This is a genomic window from Anaeromyxobacter sp. SG64 (genome assembly GCF_022690745.1).
GTDB lineage: Bacteria > Myxococcota > Myxococcia > Myxococcales > Anaeromyxobacteraceae > Anaeromyxobacter > Anaeromyxobacter soli.
Genome location: NZ_JALCZB010000091.1, coordinates 1 through 18435 on the forward strand (window position 1 = coordinate 1; position 18435 = coordinate 18435).

18 protein-coding genes and 1 pseudogene are annotated in these 18435 nt (G+C 75.8%); 12 read left to right on the forward strand and 7 right to left on the reverse strand.

What is annotated here, in order from left to right; all coding sequences use genetic code 11:
• The 5 genes from MNZ29_RS19670 to MNZ29_RS19690 all read right to left on the reverse strand — a co-directional run.
• Nucleotides 1–786: TolC family protein (locus tag MNZ29_RS19670; RefSeq protein WP_242356420.1), on the reverse strand; the 786-nt coding region annotated here is incomplete at its 3' end.
• 6 nt (nucleotides 787–792) lie between these two features.
• Nucleotides 793–1521 (reverse strand): YIP1 family protein, encoded by a 729-nt coding sequence (locus MNZ29_RS19675; RefSeq protein ID WP_242340049.1) that lies wholly within the window; start codon nucleotides 1519–1521, stop codon nucleotides 793–795.
• A 473-nt stretch (nucleotides 1522–1994) separates the two neighbouring features.
• Nucleotides 1995–2474, reverse strand: coding sequence for a DUF1360 domain-containing protein (locus MNZ29_RS19680; protein WP_242340048.1), 480 nt, complete (start codon nucleotides 2472–2474; stop codon nucleotides 1995–1997).
• Nucleotides 2475–2584: 110 nt separating this feature from the next.
• Nucleotides 2585–3928 carry a cyclopropane-fatty-acyl-phospholipid synthase family protein gene (locus tag MNZ29_RS19685; protein ID WP_242356422.1) on the reverse strand — a complete coding sequence of 448 codons (1344 nt, stop codon included), beginning with the start codon at nucleotides 3926–3928 and terminating at the stop codon, nucleotides 2585–2587.
• Between the two features lie 162 nt (nucleotides 3929–4090).
• Entirely contained in the window at nucleotides 4091–4981 is an 891-nt protein-coding gene (locus MNZ29_RS19690; protein ID WP_242340046.1) for a helix-turn-helix transcriptional regulator, read from the reverse strand.
• A 17-nt stretch (nucleotides 4982–4998) separates the two neighbouring features.
• On the opposite strand from MNZ29_RS19690, the gene modA reads away from it, so the two are divergent.
• From modA to MNZ29_RS19735, 9 genes are all read left to right on the forward strand, one after another.
• Nucleotides 4999–5757 (forward strand): molybdate ABC transporter substrate-binding protein, encoded by a 759-nt coding sequence (modA, locus tag MNZ29_RS19695; RefSeq protein WP_242340045.1) that lies wholly within the window; start codon nucleotides 4999–5001, stop codon nucleotides 5755–5757.
• 3 nt (nucleotides 5758–5760) lie between these two features.
• Nucleotides 5761–6435, forward strand: coding sequence for a molybdate ABC transporter permease subunit (gene modB / locus MNZ29_RS19700; RefSeq protein WP_242340044.1), 675 nt, complete (start codon nucleotides 5761–5763; stop codon nucleotides 6433–6435).
• Nucleotides 6420–7523 (forward strand): ABC transporter ATP-binding protein, encoded by a 1104-nt coding sequence (locus tag MNZ29_RS19705; protein ID WP_242340043.1) that lies wholly within the window; start codon nucleotides 6420–6422, stop codon nucleotides 7521–7523. Before modB ends, MNZ29_RS19705 begins: the two co-directional genes overlap by 16 nt.
• Nucleotides 7524–7777: 254 nt before the next feature.
• Complete coding sequence (locus MNZ29_RS19710) at nucleotides 7778–9082, forward strand: inositol-3-phosphate synthase (protein WP_242340042.1); 1305 nt, start codon at nucleotides 7778–7780, stop codon at nucleotides 9080–9082.
• A gap of 108 nt (nucleotides 9083–9190) precedes the next feature.
• Nucleotides 9191–10360, forward strand: coding sequence for a glycosyltransferase family 4 protein (locus tag MNZ29_RS25070; protein ID WP_242356424.1), 1170 nt, complete (start codon nucleotides 9191–9193; stop codon nucleotides 10358–10360).
• Between the two features lie 198 nt (nucleotides 10361–10558).
• Entirely contained in the window at nucleotides 10559–11227 is a 669-nt protein-coding gene (locus tag MNZ29_RS19720; RefSeq protein ID WP_242341334.1) for a 1-acyl-sn-glycerol-3-phosphate acyltransferase, read from the forward strand.
• Nucleotides 11224–11967, forward strand: coding sequence for a lysophospholipid acyltransferase family protein (locus MNZ29_RS19725; RefSeq protein WP_242341335.1), 744 nt, complete (start codon nucleotides 11224–11226; stop codon nucleotides 11965–11967). Before MNZ29_RS19720 ends, MNZ29_RS19725 begins: the two co-directional genes overlap by 4 nt.
• The gene (locus MNZ29_RS19730; RefSeq protein ID WP_242341336.1) at nucleotides 11964–12644 is read left to right on the forward strand and encodes a metallophosphoesterase; all 681 of its coding nucleotides are present in this window, start codon (nucleotides 11964–11966) and stop codon (nucleotides 12642–12644) included. The genes MNZ29_RS19725 and MNZ29_RS19730 overlap by 4 nt, the downstream gene beginning before the upstream one ends.
• Nucleotides 12645–12764: 120 nt before the next feature.
• The gene (locus tag MNZ29_RS19735) at nucleotides 12765–15302 is read left to right on the forward strand and encodes an MMPL family transporter (RefSeq protein WP_242341337.1); all 2538 of its coding nucleotides are present in this window, start codon (nucleotides 12765–12767) and stop codon (nucleotides 15300–15302) included.
• 241 nt (nucleotides 15303–15543) lie between these two features.
• Here MNZ29_RS19735 and MNZ29_RS19740 read toward each other — a convergent pair whose 3' ends face one another.
• Both MNZ29_RS19740 and MNZ29_RS19745 read right to left on the reverse strand, forming a co-directional pair.
• Entirely contained in the window at nucleotides 15544–15921 is a 378-nt protein-coding gene (locus MNZ29_RS19740; protein ID WP_242341338.1) for a response regulator, read from the reverse strand.
• Between the two features lie 112 nt (nucleotides 15922–16033).
• Nucleotides 16034–16660, reverse strand: coding sequence for a DedA family protein (locus tag MNZ29_RS19745; protein WP_242356426.1), 627 nt, complete (start codon nucleotides 16658–16660; stop codon nucleotides 16034–16036).
• A gap of 160 nt (nucleotides 16661–16820) precedes the next feature.
• Between MNZ29_RS19745 and MNZ29_RS19750 the strand changes: the two genes are divergently transcribed.
• The 3 genes and pseudogenes from MNZ29_RS19750 to MNZ29_RS19760 form a co-directional block, all read left to right on the forward strand.
• Nucleotides 16821–17177 (forward strand): ferritin, encoded by a 357-nt coding sequence (locus MNZ29_RS19750; protein WP_242341340.1) that lies wholly within the window; start codon nucleotides 16821–16823, stop codon nucleotides 17175–17177.
• Complete coding sequence (locus tag MNZ29_RS19755) at nucleotides 17174–17986, forward strand: family 1 encapsulin nanocompartment shell protein (RefSeq protein WP_242341341.1); 813 nt, start codon at nucleotides 17174–17176, stop codon at nucleotides 17984–17986. The genes MNZ29_RS19750 and MNZ29_RS19755 overlap by 4 nt, the downstream gene beginning before the upstream one ends.
• 3 nt (nucleotides 17987–17989) lie before the next feature.
• Nucleotides 17990–18435 (forward strand): annotated as a pseudogene (locus tag MNZ29_RS19760) (hypothetical protein); the annotation flags it as partial.

The window sequence follows — 18435 nt, forward strand, 5'->3', positions numbered from 1 at the left end:
CTCGCGGGCCGCGGCGAGCACCGCCTCGGCGGGCGGCGGCGCGCCGGGGGCGCCGGCCGCAGGATCGAGCGTCGCGGGCGGCACGACGCGCGCCAGGAGCGCCTCCTCGCCGAGCACCTGCGCGAGCGCGGAGCGCGCCTGCGCGACGAGGGCGCGCTGGCGCTCCACGTTGATGAGGTCGTTCCCGAGGTTCACGCGCGCGCTGTAGGTGTCGCTCTTCGGCGCGCGGCCCGCGGCGTAGAGCGCGTCGGAGCGATCGACGAGGTCCTTCGAGCGGGCGGCGGTGTTCTCGAGCACGGCGAGGCTCCGCTCCGCGCGGACCACCTCGTAGAAGCGGCGCGTGACGTCGAAGGCGGTGGCGAGCGCGGCCTCGTCGTACTGCCGCTCGGCGGCGCTCCGGCTGAAGCCGGAGCGCCGCACGTCGTTCAGGGTCGCCCAGTCGAACACGGGCTGGGTGAGCTGGAGCCCGAGCGAGTAGGCCTCGGTGTCGGAGGCGAGACCGGTCTGGACCACCTGGCCGGTGCTGGGGTCGTAGATGGCGCCCGCCTCTGAGGAGCGGCCGATGAAGCTGTGGCCGACCGACGAGGAGAGGTCGAGGCGCGGCAGCGCGCCGGCGACGCTCGCGGTCCGCTCGGCGCGGGCGAGGTCCGCGTCGGCGCGGGAGATGGCGAGCTCGGGGTTCGCGCGCGCCGCGAGCGCGAGCGCGTCGTCGAGCGTGAGGGCGCTCTCGGCGGCCGCGGGGGCGGCGAGCGCGAGCGCGAGCGCTGCGGCGATGGGACGGGCCAAGGCGGCTCAGCCTCCTCTCGGGCCGCCGAAGGCGGCGGCAGGGACGACCTTCAGCAGGGCGACGTAGGCGGCGTAGAGGACGATGGTGACGGTGAAGGCGCGGGCGCGCGAGGCGCCGGCGGCGCGCGCCATGCCGGTCGCGACGAGCACGACCGCCCAGAGCGCGAAGAGGTCGACGGCGGAGAGCGCGGCCGCGAGCGGCGGCGCTGCCCCCGACGCGAGGGCCGCCAGGCTCGAGGGCAAGAGCCGCGGCACCTCCTCCGGAGCGAGGGGCGCCCGGGCCACCGCGGCGGGGATCGCGAAGAGGCCGCCGAGCCACACGGGCAGCATCCCGTGCGAGGCGACCGCGAACGTCTCCTTGAAGCCGGGGCGGGTCCCCGCGACGCGGAAGCCCGCGAACAGGCCCGCCGCGGCGCCGAGGGCGAGGAGCGCCGGCGAGAGCGCCGCGCCGGCCCAGCCCGCGATGTGCCCGAGCTTGCGCGCGGTCGCGACCGCCTCCTCGCGCTGGAACTGCGTCATCTCCTGCGCCTCGGGGCCGCGCGCGCCCCGCTCGGCGGCGGCGGCGTAGTCGAGGCGGGGGAGCAGCACCGCGGCGAGGACGAGCGAGGCCAGGGTGGCGACGCCCAGGGCGGTGAGCGAGCGGCGCCGCTCGGCCACCTCGGCGATGCCGGCCGCCGGGGAGGTGAGCGCGCGAGCGACGACGGATCCGTCCTGGAGGAGCTCGGTCGTGGTCATGGCGAGGGGTGCGTACGGGCCCTTACGTAGCCGGTGCGGGGCGTATTTCACGCAGCCCCGCCCGGCTGTCAAAAGAACAGGGAGACGGAGCGACCCTCGGCGTGACGGCGGGACCGCGCCCGCGCAGCCGGGCCAGCGGGGAGGCTCGTCCCGGCCGCTCGCGGCCGCGTGCTCTCAGTGAAGCGGGGGAACGGCGAGCTCATGGTGGCGGAGCATCCCCCGGCGCGGTTGCGAACGCACGTCCTCGACGTGAAGAAAAGTGAAGGGCGGTGGGCCTTCCGGCCTCACCGCCCTCCAGCCCGTGAGGGCGACGGGCACGTTCTCGCGCCCACCTGCCTCACTGGTCCCCCCCGGTTCCCCTCGCACGAGAATGATCGACACCCCTCAGGCATCGGGCAACCGCCTACACTTGCGGCTGCAGCCACGCTGCCGTGGGCCGGCGCAGCGCACCACCGGGCGTGCGCTCCCAGTGCTCAGTGACGTCGCGAAGCGGCCGCTCGCTCGTCCGCCGCATCCTCCGCCTGGCGGCGCGGCGAATCGTCGCCTCCCTCGCGCAAGGCCTCCGCCCGCTCGCGCACGAGCCGCGTCGCCGCCTCCTCCGTCCGCTGCTGGCGACGCACGAGCCCCTGGCTCTCATCCACGAACCAGAAGGCGACGCGCATGAACGCGGCGATCACCACCACGAGGACGGACGAGAGGAACACGTCGAGGATCGTGGAGGCGAGACCCCAGCGCGGCGTCACGCGGACGTAGACCGCGCCGGTGAGCGGAACGAGCACGAAGGCGATCCAGTGGGACACGCAGTAGGGGCACGAGACGAGGTAGCCGAGCCACGTCTCCTTGCCGCCGAGCGCGTTGCGGAGGGGCTCGAACACCTTCTCCTTCGCGATCGTCTGGGCGAGGCCCATCACGACCGCCGACACGACGAGGAGGTGGAAGACGCGTTCCGCCATGGCCTCCTGCACAGGTAGCGACGCGGACCGCGCGCGGCATCACGCGGCGCCTGCCCGCACGGAGGGCGCTCCGGCGGCTCCGTTCTCCGCGAGGCCCGCGGCCCGGCGGATCAGCGGCCCGCGCCCGCCTGCGGAGGCGCCGCGGCGAGGGTGCGCGTGAGCGGCAGCCCGCTCGCCCCGCGGGACGGCTTCACGTAGAGCGCCTGGAACACCGTGTTCTGCGCGCGGTCGAAGTCGTCCGCGGCGCCCGCCATGTACAGACGCCAGATCCGGTACGCCGCGGGGCCCACGAGGCGCTGGGCCTCCTCGCTGCGGCGCTCCAGGCGCGAGATCCAGTGGCGCAGCGTGAGCGCGTAGTGCTCGCGCAGCGACTCCACGTCGCGGAGCTCGAGCCCCGCCGCGACCGCCGCGGCCGCGGTCTCGTGCAGGAACGGCAGCTCACCGTCGGGGAAGACGTACTTCTGCACGAACCCGCCCACGCGGAGGAGCCTCGAGCGCAGCCCGTGATCGCGCGGCACCGCGGGCGAGATGCCGTGGTTCAGGAACAGGCCGCCCGGGCGGAGGAGCCCGAACGCCTGGCGGAAGTACGTCTCGAGGCGCGCGACGCCGACGTGCTCGACCATCCCGACGCTCACCAGCTTGTCGAAGCGCTCGCCGGAGAGCGCGCGGTAGTCGGCCACCTCCACGCGGCAGCGGTCGCCGAGACCGCGCGCGGCGATCCGCTCGCGCGCGAGCGCCGCCTGGGCCGGGCTGAGCGTGATCCCCAGCGCCGAGACGCCGTGGCGCTCGGCCGCCCAGGTGACGAGCCCACCCCAGCCGCAGCCGATGTCGAGGAGGCGATCCCCGGGCGCGAGGCGGAGCTTCCTGCAGACGAGCTCGAGCTTCGCCTCCTGCGCCTCGTCGAGCGAGCGGGTGGGCTCCTCGAAGTAGGCGCACGAGTAAACCATCCGCGCGTCCAGCCACAGCGCGTAGAAGTCGTTGCCGGCCTCGTAGTGGTGGCGCACCGCCTCGGCGTCGCGATGCGGCGTGTGCTTCCCGCCGCGGAGGTGCGCCGCGCGCGCGAGCGGCGCGGCCGAGGCGCGGCGGAAGAGCGCGGTCGCGAGCGGCGCGAGGGCGAGGAGCTCGCGCGGGCCGACGCGCAGCCGGTCCCGCAGCGAGATCGCGTGGACGAGGTCGCCCTCGACGTCCCAGTCGCCGCGGACGAACGACTCGGCCAGCGTGAGCTCGCCCGGCGGCCAGAACATCCGCAGGAGCGAGGCGGGGTGCGTGAGCACGAGGACGAAGCGCGCCTCGAGCCCCGCGGCGGGGGGGAGTGTCTCGCCGGTCCAGAGGCGGACGGCGAAGTCGCGGGGGCCGAGCGGCGCGAGCAGCACCTCGAGCGCGCGGAGCGTGCTCCGAGTGTCCGAGGCCGCCGGGATGCGGTGGCGCTCGAGGGCTCGCGCAGGGGTCGCCATGGCGTCCTCCGATGCGGTGGTCGATGAGCGCCGCGGCGGCGGCGCGCAGGGGCCTTCCGGGTCGCCCGTGCGAGGTTCCCCGCCGGACGGGCGAGCGCGCGCCCGATGGGCCGGGGGCGCGAGCGCAGCGGGAGGGATCCGCCCGCGCTGGCAGCGCCGCCATCACGCCGCGTCGTAGCGGATGTCGCCCGCCCCCGCGGCGTCGTAGCCCGGGACCTCTCGCGCCGCGAGCGCGAACGCCGCCGACTGGGCCACCTCGCACAGCCGCACCACGCGCGGATCGCCGAGGTCGCTCGCGCGCACGAGCAGGCCGTACGGCTCGCGGGCGAGCGGGCGGAACGCGAGCCCGAGCCGCGCGGCCCACGCAGCCGAGGCGAGGCCGACGTCGGCCCGGCCCGCGGCGACCGCCGCGGCGACCTCGGCGTGCGAGGCGAGGAGGATCGCGCCGGCGTGCGCGGCGGAGGGGTCCAACCCGGCCTCCGCGAGCGCCGCGTCGAGGTGGGCGCGGACGCCGGCGGTGGGTGGGCGCGAGACGAGCCGGAGCCCGGCGAGCGCGGAGAGGGGAGGCACCTCGCGGCCTGCGCGCGCGACGAGCCCGACCTCGCGAGAGACGAGGTGCACGCGCGCGAGCCGCTCGCCGTCGAGCTCCGGCGGGAACGCACCGGCGTGGGCCCCGGCCGCGAGCACGGCCCGCCGGCGCAGGAGCGCGAGCCCCTCGCCCATGTCGGCGGGGACGAGCCCGAGCACCGGCTCGCCGCGGTCGCGCGCGAGGCGCAGGAGGAGCTCGACCGCGACGTCGCCGTTCGCGGCGACGAGCGGCGGCGCGAGCGGGGCCGCGCCGCCCCTCGGGCCAGAACCGTCGGAGCCTGTCGCCTGCGCGCCCGTGCGAGCCGCCCAGCCGAGGACGTCGTCCCGCTCGAACCGCCACTCCGCCCCCACCCGGCGGGCTGGCAGGCCCCGCTTGAGGAGCCTGTAGACCTGCTTCGGGTGGACGCGGAGGAGCTGCGCGACCTCTTCGGTGGTGAGGAGCGAGTTCGCCACGAGGAACAACATGCTACCATGTTCTCCGAATGCGTTACCTGATGCTCCTCCTGGCGGTGCTGGCTGGTCCCGCCCGGGCCGTCGCAGAGCGCCAGCCGCTCGCCGTCGCGGCCGCCGCGAACCTGAAGCCGGCGCTCGACGAGCTCGTGCAGGCGTTCCAGGCGAGCCGGCCGGAGGCGACGGTGAGGGTGACCTACGGCGCCTCGGGCGCGTTCTTCGCCCAGATCCGGAGCGGCGCCCCGCTCGACCTGTTCTTCTCCGCAGACCGCGAGTACCCGCAGAAGCTCGTCGAGGCGGGGCTCGCGCAGGGGGAGGTCGTCTACGCCATCGGCCGGCTCGCGGTGTGGGTCCCCGCACGCTCGCGCCTCGACCTCGAGCGGCGCGGCCTCGCCGCGCTCGCGGATCCCGCCGTCCGCAAGGTGGCGCTCGCGAACCCGGCCCTCGCGCCCTACGGGCGGGCGGCGGAGGCGGCGCTCCGGGCCGCGGGCGTGCTCGACGCCGTGAGGCCGAAGCTCGTGCTGGGGACGAGCGTCGCGCAGGCCGCCCAGTTCGCCCTGACGGGCGCCGCGGACGCGGCGCTCCTGCCGCGCTCGCTCGCGAGCGCTCCGGAGCTCGCCGCCGCCGGCCGGAGCGTCCCGGTACCGGACGCGCTCTCCGCGCCCATCCAGCAGTCCGCCGTCGTGCTCGGAGCCGCGCACGCCCCCGCGCTCGCCCGCGACCTCCTCGCCTTCGTGCGGGGCGCCGAGGGCCGGCGCATCCTCGCCCGCCACGGCTACGCGCTCCCCTGAGGCATGGATCTCCAGGCCCTCAGGCTCTCGCTCTGGCTCGCGACGCTCACCACGCTCGCGCTGGTCCTGCTCGGGCTCCCGCTCGCGCACTGGCTCGCGACCACGCGCTCGCGCCTGCGCTTCGCGGTCGAGGCGGTGGTGGCGCTGCCGATCGTGCTGCCGCCGACGGTGCTCGGCTTCTACCTGCTCGTCGGGCTCGCGCCGCGGACCGCCGCCGGGCGCGGCTTCGAGGCGCTCCTCGGCCACCCCTTCCCGTTCTCGTTCGCGGGGCTGCTCGTCGCCTCGGTCCTCTACAGCCTGCCCTTCGCCGTGCAGCCGTTCGCCGCCGCGCTCTCGGGCGTCGACCGGCGCCTCGTCGAGGCCGCGCACACGCTGGGAGCCTCTCCGCTCGCCACCTTCTTCCGCGTGACGCTCCCGCTCGCCTGGCACGGCGTGCTCGCCGGCGCCGTGCTCGCCTTCGCGCACACCCTCGGCGAGTTCGGCGTCGTGCTGATGGTGGGCGGGAACGTGCCGGGCGAGACGCGCACGCTCTCCATCGCGCTCTTCGAGCAGGTCGAGGCGCTCGACTACGCCGCCGCGAACCGCACCGCGGCCTTCCTCCTCGCCGCCTCGTTCCTGGTCCTCGTCGCCGTCCACGCGCTCCAGCAGCGGAGGTTCCCGCGATGGGACGCACGCTGAGCCTCGACGTCGAGCGCCGCTTCGCGGCCGGCCCGGTCGTCCGCGCCCGGGTGGAGCTCCCGCTCCAAGGCGGGCTCGTCACCGTGCTCTTCGGCCCCTCCGGCTCGGGCAAGACGACCGTCCTCCGCCTCCTCGCCGGCCTCGATCGGCCGGACGCGGGCGAGATCCGCATGGCGGGCGAGACCTGGGCGGACGCGGCGACCGGCGCGTTCGTGCCGCCGCAGCGCCGCGGCGTCGGGCTCCTCTTCCAGGACCACGCGCTGTTCCCGCACCTCACCGTGGCGGGGAACGTCGCCTTCGGGCTCTCGGCGACGCCGCGCGCCGAGCGCGCCGCGCGGGTGCGGGAGGTCGCGCAGCGGATGGGGATCGCGGAGCTGCTCGACCGCCGGCCCGCCGCGCTCTCCGGCGGGCAGCGCCAGCGCGCCGCGCTCGCGCGCGCCCTCGCGCCGCGGCCGCGGCTCCTGCTCCTCGACGAGCCGCTCTCCGCCCTGGACGCGCCCACCCGCGAGCGGCTGCGCGGCGAGCTGCGCGCGCTCCTCGAGTCCTCCGGCGTACCCGCCATCGTGGTCACGCACGATCGCACCGAGGCGCTCGCGCTCGGCGACCGCATGGTGGTGCTGGCGCAGGGCGGCGTGCGCCAGGTCGGGCCGGTGCACGAGGTGTTCAGCGCGCCCGCCGACGTGGAGGTCGCGCGCATCGTCGGCACGGAGAACGTGCTCCCGGGGCGCATCGCCGCGCGTGAGGGCGGTCTCGCAACCGTGCTCGCCGGCGCGCTGGTGCTCGTCGGCGTCGATCCCGGCGGGTTCGAGGGCGAGGCCTACGCCTGCGTGCGCGCGGAGGACGTGGTGCTCGAGGACGCCGCCCCGCACGGCTCGTCCGCGCAGAACCGGCTGCCCGGGGTGGTCGTCGCGCGGCTCGAGGAGGGCCCCCTCGTGCGCGTCGCGGTGGACTGCGGAGCGCGCCTCGTCGCGCTCGTCACGCGCCGCTCCGCCGACGCGCTCGCCCTCGTCCCCGGCCGCGCGGTCGTCGCGCGTGTGAAGGCACCCTCGGTACGGATCGTGCCGCGCGCGCCGGCGGCGGGCGGGTAGCGGCGCCGGTTCCACGCCGCGGTGCGCGTTCGCGGTGCGCGTTCGCGCGCGCTCCTCGCACGCCGAACCCATCCCACTCGCACCGGCTCCCCCGAACGCGGCCGAGCAGGCGCGACCCCGACATGCCGGGGAGCGGGTGCACGACCACTCGGCCCCTTCCGCCGCGGCGCACCATGCGATAGAAACCGCGCTCAACCGTCGGCCGTGCCCCTTCCTGGTGCAGGAGCAGGCGGTCAGCCTACGAGGAACCACACATGAAGACCGGTTTGGGGGTTAGGCCCGTGCGGAAAGGCGAGAAGCTCGCCGTCCTTCTGCCCGGCATGGGTGCCGTGGCGACGACCGCTGTCGCCGGCGCGATCGCCGTGCGGCGGAAGCTCGCTTCCCCGATCGGCTCGCTGACGCAGCTCGGCCACCTGATCGACGAGCGGGGCGAGGTCGGTCCGCGCGTCTCCGACGTGCTCCCGCTCGCGAGCCTCGACGACCTCGTGTTCGGCGGCTGGGATCCGATCCCCGACGACGCGTACGCCGCGGCGAGCCGCGCGAAGGTGCTCGGCCACGAGCACCTCGACCCGATCCGCGCCGAGCTCGAGGCGGTGAAGCCCATGCCGGCGGTGTTCGACAAGGAGTGGGTCCGCCGGCTCGACGGGCCGAACGTGAAGAAGGGCTCGCTGCGCCAGAAGGCGGAGGAGCTCCAGGCCGACATCCGCGGCTTCATGCAGAAGAACGGCTGCGCGCGCGGCGTGATGGTGTGGACCGGCTCCACCGAGGTCTACGCGCAGGTCGGCGCCGCCCACCTGTCCTTGAAGGCGTTCGAGGCGGCGCTCGACAAGAGCGATCCGACCATCGCGCCGTCGATGATCTACGCGTACGCCGCGCTCAAGTGCGGCATCCCGTTCATGAACGGCGCGCCGAACCTCTCGCAGGACACCCCCGCGCTCCAGGAGCTCGCCGAGCGCGAGGGCGTCGTCACGGGCGGCAAGGACTTCAAGACCGGCCAGACCCTGATGAAGACGACGATCGCGCCGATGCTCCGGGCGCGGCTCCTCGGCCTCGACGGGTGGTTCTCCACGAACATCCTCGGCAACCGCGACGGCGAGGTGCTCGACGACGCCGCGAGCTTCAAGACGAAGGAGGTCTCGAAGCTCGGCGTGCTCGACCAGATCCTCGACCCGCGCCGCCACCCCGAGCTCTACGGGGACATGGATCACAAGGTCACGATCCACTACTACCCGCCGCGCGGCGACAACAAGGAAGGCTGGGACGCGATCGACATCGTGGGGTGGCTCGGCTATCCCATGCAGATCAAGGTGAACTTCCAGTGCCGCGACTCGATCCTCGCGGCGCCCATCGTCCTCGACCTCGCGCTCCTCGCCGACCTCGGCCAGCGCGCGGGCGAGAAGGGCGCGCAGGAGTGGCTCTCGTTCTTCTTCAAGAGCCCCGTCGTGGCCCCCGGTCACTCGCAGGTGCACGACCTCTTCCAGCAGCAGACGAACCTGCACGCCCAGCTCCGCCGCTACGCGCAGGCCGTCGCGGCGGCGTCGCAGAGCAAGGTCGGGTAGCCGCGCGCGGCCGCCCCTCCTGCTAGAGTGGGCCCCGCCCGCCTTCGCGGGCGGCGGGGCCACCTCGGCGCGGCGGCCGCTGCGCGCAAAAGCTCCGGGTGTCCCCGCGTGCGCATCTGCATCGTCACGCCGTACGACCTCTCGCACGAAGGCGGCGTGAACCGGCACGCGCAGGCGCTCGCCCGCGCCATCGGCGGCGAGGGGCACGAGGTGCGCGTCCTCGGTCCCGCGAGCGGGGCGGTGCCGGACGGCTGCGACGGCGTGCCGGGCGTGGTCCCGGTGCCGGCGAACGGCTCGGTGGCCCGGATCGGCCTGCTCCAGTCGGCGAGCGCGACCCGCACGTACCTGGAGGCCGGCCGCTTCGAGCTCCTCCACGTGCACGAGCCCATCGTCCCCGGGCCCGGACGGCACGCCCTCCGCCTGGCGCGCGTCCCCGTGGTGGCGACGTTCCACGCCAACGCCGAGCGTGAGCTGCCGCTGCAGCGTGCGCTCCGCGCCGTCGCCTCGGCGGGCCTCTCGCGCATCGACGCGGGGATCGCCGTGTCCCGGGCGGCCAAGGCGTTCTCGCGCACCATCTACCGCGGCCGCACCGCGGTGATCCCGAACGGCGTGGACCTCTCGCGCTTCGCCGCCGCCTCGGCGGCCCGGCCCCCGCGTCCGGCGGACGGGCCCGCGGGCGGGGCGGTCCGCGTGCTGTTCGTGGGGCGCTTCGCCGAGCCGCGGAAGGGCTTCTCCGTCCTCCTCGACGCGGTGGCGCTGCTCCGCGCGCAGGGGCGCGGCGTCGAGGTGGACGTCGTCGGCGCCGGCGCGACGGAGCGGTTCCGCGCGCGCGCCGCGCACCTCGGCGTGAGGTTCCGCGGGCGCCTCGAGGACGCCGCGCTCGCCGAGGCGTACGCGCGGGCGGACGTGTTCTGCGCGCCGTCGCTCGGGGGCGAGAGCTTCGGGATGGTGCTCGTCGAGGCGATGGCCGCGGGCTGCCCGGTGGTCGCGAGCGACCTGCCCGGCTACGCGGAGGCGGCGCGCGGCGCCGCGCTGCTCACGCCGCCCGGGGATCCCGGCGCGCTCGCGGTGGCGCTCTGGCGCGCCGCGGTGGATCGCGACCTGCGCGCGAAGCTCGCCCTGCGCGGCCGGGCGCGCGCGGACGCGCTCTGCTGGAGCCGCGTCGCCGCCCGGGTGCTGCACGTCTACGCGCAGGCGGTCGCGCGGGCCGCGCTCCCGGGCGCGGCGAGCACCGCCCTCGAGGAGGCCCGGCCGCGCGCGGCGGTGCGGCCGGTGTAACGACCGAGCATGAGTCGGAAACAGTCAACGAGCGAAGCGAGCCCGCCGGGGCGGGCCCGCCACCCGGGCCCGCCGCCCCCCCGGGGCGCACGGGACCCGGCGAGCCGGGGTGGGCCCCCGACGAGCTCTGCTCGGCGGGGCGGGGGCGCAGCCCCCGTCAGAACATCTGGCTTTCCCCGGACCTGGCGGCAGACGGCGGTGCTCGTGCCGCTCGCGCGCGCGCTCCGCCTCTACTACCGCCCGCGCGTGCACGGCCTCGAGGCGGTCCCCGCGGACCGGCCGGTGATCTACGTCGCGAAGCACCCCCGCACCTGGCTCTACCTCGAGACGATGCTGCTCGGCCTCGTGTCGTTCTGGGACACGGGGCGCGTGCCGTTCCGGCCGATGGAGAAGCGCGGCACCTCGCTGCATCGGCTGCCGGCGCTCGGCTGGGTGCGCCGGCACGTCGGCACCATCGAGGCGACGGAGGAGGCCGCGCTCGCGGCGCTCGCGGGCGGCGAGTCGGTGCTCGTCTTCCCCGGCGGGGCGCGCGAGCTGTACGGGCCGGCCGACGCCCTCGACTGGAAGGGGCGGCGCGGCTACGCGCGCATCGCGGCGCGGGCGGGCGTGCCGGTCGTGCCGGTCGCCATGGCGGGCGCGGACCAGCAGCACCCGCTGCGCCTCCCCCTCGGCCGCGGGCATAGCGCGTGGCTCCCGCCCCTGCCGCTGCCGGTGCCGCTCGACTACTGGTTCGGCGCGCCGCTCGCCCCGCCCGCGAGCGCCGAGGCCACCCTGGTCGGCGCCTTCGCCGACGCGGTCGCCGCGGCGACCGAGGCGCTCGTCGGCCGCGCGTCGGCCGCGCGCCGCAGCCCCTGGAGCCTCACGTGACGTATCCCGCCGCGCCGCCGCCCCCCATCGACGCCGAGCGCTGGTACTACCGGGGCGCCTACCTCCCCTGGGCGCGGGCGCTCTCCAGGTACCACCGGATGACGCTCGAGGGGCCGCCGCCGCCGGAGGGGCCGTGCATCTACGTGGCCCTGCACGGCGCGGGCTACCTCGTGCTCGACCTCGTGCTGGCCGGCTACCACATCGCCTGGAAGCGCTGGCACGAGCGCGGCGGCCCGCGCACGCCGCTCCGCATCGTGGCGGCCGAGTCGCGCATCGAGAAGGCGCTGCCGGGCCTGCCCGTGCTGAAGCGCCACTTCGGCCTCATCGACCCGAGCGAGGAGAGCTGCCTCGCCGTGCTGCGCCGCGGCGAGCAGCTGCTCGTGACGCCCGGCGGGATGCGCGAGGCGCGACCGGCGCGCGACTTCTACCGGCTCCGCTGGGACGGCCGCCACGGCTTCGTCCGACTCGCCCTCGAGGCCGGCGTGCCGATCGTGCCGCTCGCGGTGGTAGGCGGCGCGGAGGCGTACCCCGGCTTCCGCGTGAAGCGGCTCTCGTTCTGGTCGCCGCTGCCGCTGCCCGCCCGGCTCCAGGCCGCGCTCGGCGAGCCGATCCCGGTGCCTCACGCGCCGGGGCGCGGCCGGGAGCGTGCGCTCGTCGAGCCCCTCCACGCGCTCGCGCGCGAGCGAACGCAGGCGCTCTACGACGCGCTCCTCGCGCGGCGAGGAGCGAGCGGGCGGTGACGATCTGGATCGCGAGCGACTGGCACCTCGCGCCGCAGACCCCGGTCGCGTCGCGAGGGCTCGCGCGCGCGTTCCTCGCCCGGGCGCGGGAGGCGGGCGTCCGGGTCGTCCTCAACGGCGACGTCTTCGACGTCCTCTTCTCCGGCGAGGGGAGGGCCGAGGCGGCGCACCCCGAGGTGGTCCGCGCGATCGCCGCGCTGTCGGCCGAGGGGAGGCTCGAGCGCACGGCGGGGAACCACGACCCCGACGCCGGTCCCGAGCAGCTCGTGCTCGACGTGCCGGCGATCGGGCGCGTGCTCGTTGCGCACGGCCACGCCGCGGACCCGGTCAGCCGCTCGCCCATCGGGCGGCTCGGCGACGACATCTCCCGCCGCTTCGGGCGGCTGACGCTCGTCCGCGGCGCCGCGCGCGCCGTGGAGGCGCTCGCGCGGGCAGTGGCCGAGGAGCGGATGCTCGCGGTGTTCCGGCGCCGCTGCCTCGCGCTCGTCGCGAGCGAGGAGTGCGCGCTCGGCGTGTTCGGCCACGTGCACGTCCCCCACCTCCGGCCCGGCGACGCCTACGCGAACGCCGGCGGGCTCACCCCGGCCGCGCTCTCGTACCTCGTGCTCGGCGAGGAGGGGGGCGCCCGGCTGGCGCGGCTCGACGCGAAAGAGGCCGCGCGCATCCTCTCCGGGTGACCGGGCGACCCCGGGAACAGCGGGGGTCTGCTGGAATCAAACCGGGGTGAAATGCGGTAGAACACCTGCCCCTGGCGCGTGTGCCCACCGAACGCCCGGGAGAAGGATACGTACCCGACCATGCGACCGTTCGAGCGCTGGGTCTGCTTCGCAGACCGCCACCGCACCCTCCTCCTCACCGTCTGCGCCGTGCTGGCGCTGGCGGGGGGCGTCGGCGCGGTGCGGCTCTACAGCGACCTGCGCCCGGACCTGTCGGAGCTGCTCCCCGCCACGAGCAAGAGCGCGGTCGATCTGGAGAACGTCACCGCGCGCGTGGGCGGGTTCGCCGAGCAGACGGTGATCCTCTCGGGCGCCGACGCGGTGACGCTCCAGCTCTTCGCCGACGATCTCGCCGAGAAGCTCGACGCCGCGCCGAAGGAGCTCGTCCGCTGGGTGGAGTACCGGGTGGACGAGATCGCCGACTTCTACCGGCCGCGCCTGCTGCTCTTCCCGCCGAAGGCGGAGCTCGAGCAGCTGCGCGACGTGCTCGCGGGGCGCGTCGCCTGGGAGCAGGCGAGCCGGGAGGGCAAGGCGGAGGGCGCGGCGCCGGACGTGGAGGGGCTCATCGCGAAGCTCGGCGGCGACCGCAAGGAGCTGCTCGGCCGCTTCCGCGAAGGGTACACGATGGGTCAAGTGCCGGTCCCCGGCAGGCCCGGCGAGAAGATGACGATCCTCGCCATGATCGTCCGGCTCGGCTCGACCCCCGGAGACTACGGCAAGGTCGCGGCGCTGAACGAGCTCGTCCGCAAGACGGTGAAGGAGCTCGATCCGAAGAAGTACGCGCCCGCGCTCGAGGTGAACTACGGCGGGTACGTGACCTCGACCGTGATGGAGCACGACGCGCTCGCCGAGGACCTCGTGTGGGCGACGCTGCTCGTCATCCTCGCCGTCGCGGCGGCGGTGGCGATCTACAACCGCACCTGGAAGGCCGTGCCGGCGGTCGGGATCCCGCTCCTCGCCGGCGTGCTCGCGACGTTCGGCGTCGCCGAGCTAGCGGTGGGGCACCTCAACTCGAACACCGCGTTCCTCGGCTCCATCGTGGTCGGGAACGGCATCAACGTGGGCCTCATCCTCTTCGCGCGCTACCTCGAGGAGCGGCGGCACGGGGCCGGGCCGATCCCGGCCATGCAGACCGCGGTCGGGGCGACCTGGCTCGCGACGCTCACGGCCGCGCTCGCGGCCGGCGTCTCCTACGCCTCGCTGCTCTCCACGGACTTCCGCGGCTTCAACCAGTTCGGGCTCATCGGCGGCGTGGGGATGGCGCTCTCCTGGCTGTTCTCCTACGTCATGACGCCGCCGCTCGTCCTCGCCTGGGAGCGGCGCTCGCCCATCACCCGCGAGGGCCAGCGGCCGTCGCGCCCGATCTTCACGCTCGCGCTCTCGCACCTCGTCGAGCGCGCGCCGCGCGTCACCGCGCTCGTGGCGGTCGTGCTCTCGGCGGTCTCGGTCCTCGCCATCGCGCACTTCGCGAAGGACGCGCTCGAGTACGACTTCCGCAACCTGCGCGACGCCTCGGCGATGGAGCGGGGCGGCCCGGGCTGGTGGGACGCGCGCGTCGACGACCTGTTCGGCGAGCACCTCACCCCCACCGCCCTCCTCGCGAAGGACGAGGCCCAGGCGCGCGAGCTCGCGCGCCGCATCGAGGACCACCGCCGCGCGACCCCGGCGACCACCATCGGCTCGGTGATCTCGATCGAGGCCTTCGTTCCCCCTGACCAGGAGGAGAAGCTCCCGGTCGTGCGCGAGATCCGCGCGCTCGCGACGCGCGAGAACCTGTCGTTCCTCCCGCCGGACAGGCGGATGGCGGTCGAGGCGGTGCTCCCGCCCGCGGACCTCCGGCCCTTCGGCGTGATGGACCTGCCCGACGTGCTGCGGCGCCAGCTCACCGAGCTGGACGGGCGCGTGGGTACGCCCGTGCTCGTCTACCCGTCCGGAAAGATCGACGTCTGGAACGGGCGCGACGTGCTCCGCTTCACCCAGGAGCTGCGCGGCCTCGGCCTGCCCGCCGACGCGCCGGTGGCGAGCTCGCTGCTCGTCTTCGCGGACGTGCTCTACGCCATCCAGGCGGACGGCCCGCGCGCGACGGTTCTCTCGCTCGCGGGCGTCGTGCTGCTCGTGCTCGTGGCGTTCGGCCTCGGCAAGCGTTCGGTGCGCTCCCTCGCCGACGCCGGCTGGGTGCTCGCCTCGCTCGCCGTGGGCGTGCTGTGGTTCGGCGGGCTCGCCGGCGTGCTCCACCTGCGCCTCAACATGCTGAACTTCATCGCGCTCCCGATCACCTTCGGCATCGGCGTCGACTACGCCACGAACATCTTCCAGCGGCGGCGCGTCGACAACGCGCGCTCGATCTCCGACATCCTGCGGACGACCGGCGGGGCGGTGGCGCTCTGCTCGCTCACCACGATCATCGGGTACGCCTCGCTCCTCGTCGCGCGCAACCAGGCGCTGTTCTCGTTCGGCCTGCTCGCGGTGCTGGGGGAGCTCGCCTGCCTCGCGGCCGCGCTCGTCGCGCTCCCCGCCGTCTTGCGCTGGCGCGAGCGGAGCGCGGAGCGCCCCGGCGCGGACGCCGGCCGGGGCGCAGGGTCGGACGAGACCGGCGTCGATCTGCGGGCGGCGCGGTGAGCGCTCGGCCGCCGGGTGAGATGCCGGTGAGAGCTCGCGAACGGGCGAGCGAAGCGAGCCCGCCGGGGCGGCGCCGCGGAAGCGGCGCCACCGCCGGCCGGGGGGCGCCGGGGCCCGCGAGCAGGGGTGGGGCCCCGACGAGCTTCGCTCGGCGGGGCGGGGGCGCAGCCCCCGTTCGAACATCCCTAAACGACAGCGTGATTCGCGTCACCGAAGGTGAGCGCGAATCACGCACTGTCGTTTAGGCAGTCTCTGCCGCGCCGACGCGCTGCAGCGCCCACTCGAGCTGCTCGCGCGAGAAGGGCTTCTCGAGGAACGCCTCCGCCGCGGGTCGCGTCTTCGTGGCGCGCTCGCCGCTCATGGCGATGATCGGCACGCGCGCGAAGCGCGGGGTGCGGCGAATGCGGGCGACGAGGTCGTGCCCGGTCATGCGGGGCGTGTAGAGGTCGGCCAGGATCGCGACGGGCCTGGGTCCGCGGGAGAGCATCTCCCAGGCCTCGGCGCCGTCTCGCGCCACGGCCACCGAGAAGCCCGCTCGCTCGAGCAGCGCCCGGATGGCTTCACGCATGCCCGAGTCGTCCTCGACGAGCAGGATCCGACGGATGATCGTGGCTTCCACGCCGGAAACGTAGGGAGCCCGCACACCTGCGGCGAGGCCACGCACCGACGGGGACGGCCGCGCCGGCGCGGAGCGCGAGGCCGCCCGGCGCGAGCGCGCGCGGCGTGCTCCCTCAAGGCTCCGCGCGCGGGGCGCGCCGGGCGCGGACGCGCCAGGTGAGGGCGAGGGAGGCCGCGATCGCGATCGCCACGGCGGCGGGCCAGGCGCTGGCCAGCGCGCCACCGCCGCCGACGCGCTCGTAGCCCGCGCCGAGCGCCCAGCCGATCCAGAAGTAGAGCGTCGCCCACACGAGCCCCGCGACGAGCGTGCCGAGCGCGAACGTCGATTGCCTGAGCCGCAGCGCTCCGGCGACCACCGTCATCACGATGCGGAGCCCGGGAACGAGGCGGCCGAGCACGACCGCCGGGGCTCCGCGCCGGGTGAGCCACGCCTCGAGCCGCGCCTCGCGCTCCTCGGTGTAGCCGAGGCGCCGCGCGAGGCGGACCAGGAGCGGGCGGCCCGCGTGGCGCGACACGAGGTAGAGGAGGGCCGCGCCAAGGACGGTCGCCGTCGTGACGACCGCGGCGGTGGGCGCGAACGCGGCGCGCCCGCCGTGCGCGAGGAACCCCATCGCGGCGATGAACAGATCTCCCGGCAGCGGCAGCGGGACCCCGGCCTCCTCCACGAAGATCACCGCGAACAGGCCGGTGTACTGCCATCGGGCGAGGAAGTCGGCAGGGCTCTCCACGGGAGGACTCATGCCATGGAACCGCTCGCCAAGGAACTCGCTTCCCGCCGCGGGTCGGATCCTCTCGCGGCGGCGCGGGGCGTCTATCGTCCACTGTCCGTATGGCCCCCCGGACGCGGTGCCGAACGGCCCGGGGCTTGGCGCCGCCGCCCCGGCTGCGCACTCGTGCAGGATGGCCGGCGCATCGCAGGGATGGCACGAGCGGGAGGAGCTCCTGTCCGCTCGCACGAAGGACCTTCACCGGGCGCTCGTCTCGCTCCAGGAGGAGCTCGAGGCGATCGACTGGTACCAGCAGCGGGTCGACGCGATCGAGGACCCGGAGCTCCGCGAGATCCTCGCGCACAACCGCGACGAGGAGAAGGAGCACGCCTCGATGATCCTCGAGTGGATCCGCCGCCACGACCTCGCGTTCGCCCGGATGCTGAAGGAGCACACCGGCCACGCCGGACCGATCGTGACCGAGGAGGACGCGGCGAAGACCTCCGCCGAGGCGGGCGGCGAGGCGCCGCGCGAGAAGGGGAAGCGATGACCAGCTGGCAGGATCGAGAGAGCGCCCCGTTCGAGCAGGAGGTCTGGGATCGCATCGACGCCGTGGCGCGGGGTGCCGCGGACGAGGTGCGGGCCGGCCGGCGGCTCCTCGAGGTGGTGGGGCCGATCGGGTTCGGCGCGCGCGCCGGCGTCGCGGAGGACCTGCCCCTCGGTGAGGAGCCGGAGGGCGCCCACGTCCACGTGCCGAAGGTGCGCCCGCTCCCGGTCATCCACCGCACCTTCGCGCTGGGCGCGCGCGCGATCGAGGCGGACGTCGCCTGCGGCGAGCCGCTCGTCCTCTCCGAGGCGTCCGAGGCGGCGCGGCAGATCGCGCGCGCCGAGGATCGGATCGTCTTCGAGGGGCTGCCGCGCGCAGGCGTGCGCGGGCTCCTCGGCCACGAGGGCGCGGTCGAGCTGCCGGCGGGCGACTGGAGCGATCCCTCCCGGACCGCGGACGACCTGCTCGGTGCCCTCGCCCGGCTCGACGCGGCGGGCCGGCACGGACCCTACGCGGTGGCGGTCTCGCCGGGCCGCTTCTACCAGCTCCTGCGCCCCTACCCGGGCACCGCCCTCACGCCGTACCAGCAGCTCCAGCCCGCGTTCGCGGGGGGCATCGTGAAGGCGCCCGTGCTCGAGGACGGCGCGGTGGTCGTGATGCGGACAGCGTCCGGTCCGCGCATCATCGTCGGCCAGGAGCTCGCCGCGGCCTACGACGGACGGGAGGGAATCTTCCACCAGATCTCGCTCGTCGAGTCGGTGACCCTCATGCCCGGCGTGCCCGGCTCGGTCGCCGTCCTGCGCGGCCGCTAGCCCATGGCCCGCCGCCGCGCAGGCGAGGGCGGTCTCCCCGGCGGCGAGGAGGTGGGCAGGCTCCTCGCGACGTCGCCGTCGCGGTTCACCGCCGAGCGGGACGCGCTCGCGCGCGCCCTCGCCGAGCGCGGGGACGCCGCGGGGGCGGCCGCCCTCCGCAAGGTCCGCCGTCCGGTCGGGCTGGCCTGGGTCCTGAACCGCGTCGCCCGAGAGCGGGGGCACGAGATCGAGGCGCTGCTCGAGGCGGGCGATCGGCTCCGCGCCGGGCAGCGCCGCGCGCTCGCCGGGCAGGGGGCGGCTGCGCTGCGCGAGGCCGAGCAGGAGCTCCGGACGGCGGCGCGCGCGCTGCGCGGGCGGGCGGCCGAGGTGCTCGCCTCCGAGGGGCGCCCGGCGAGCCCGGTCGCGCTCGCGCGGGTGGAGCTGCTCCTGCGGGTCGCGGCGACGGCGCC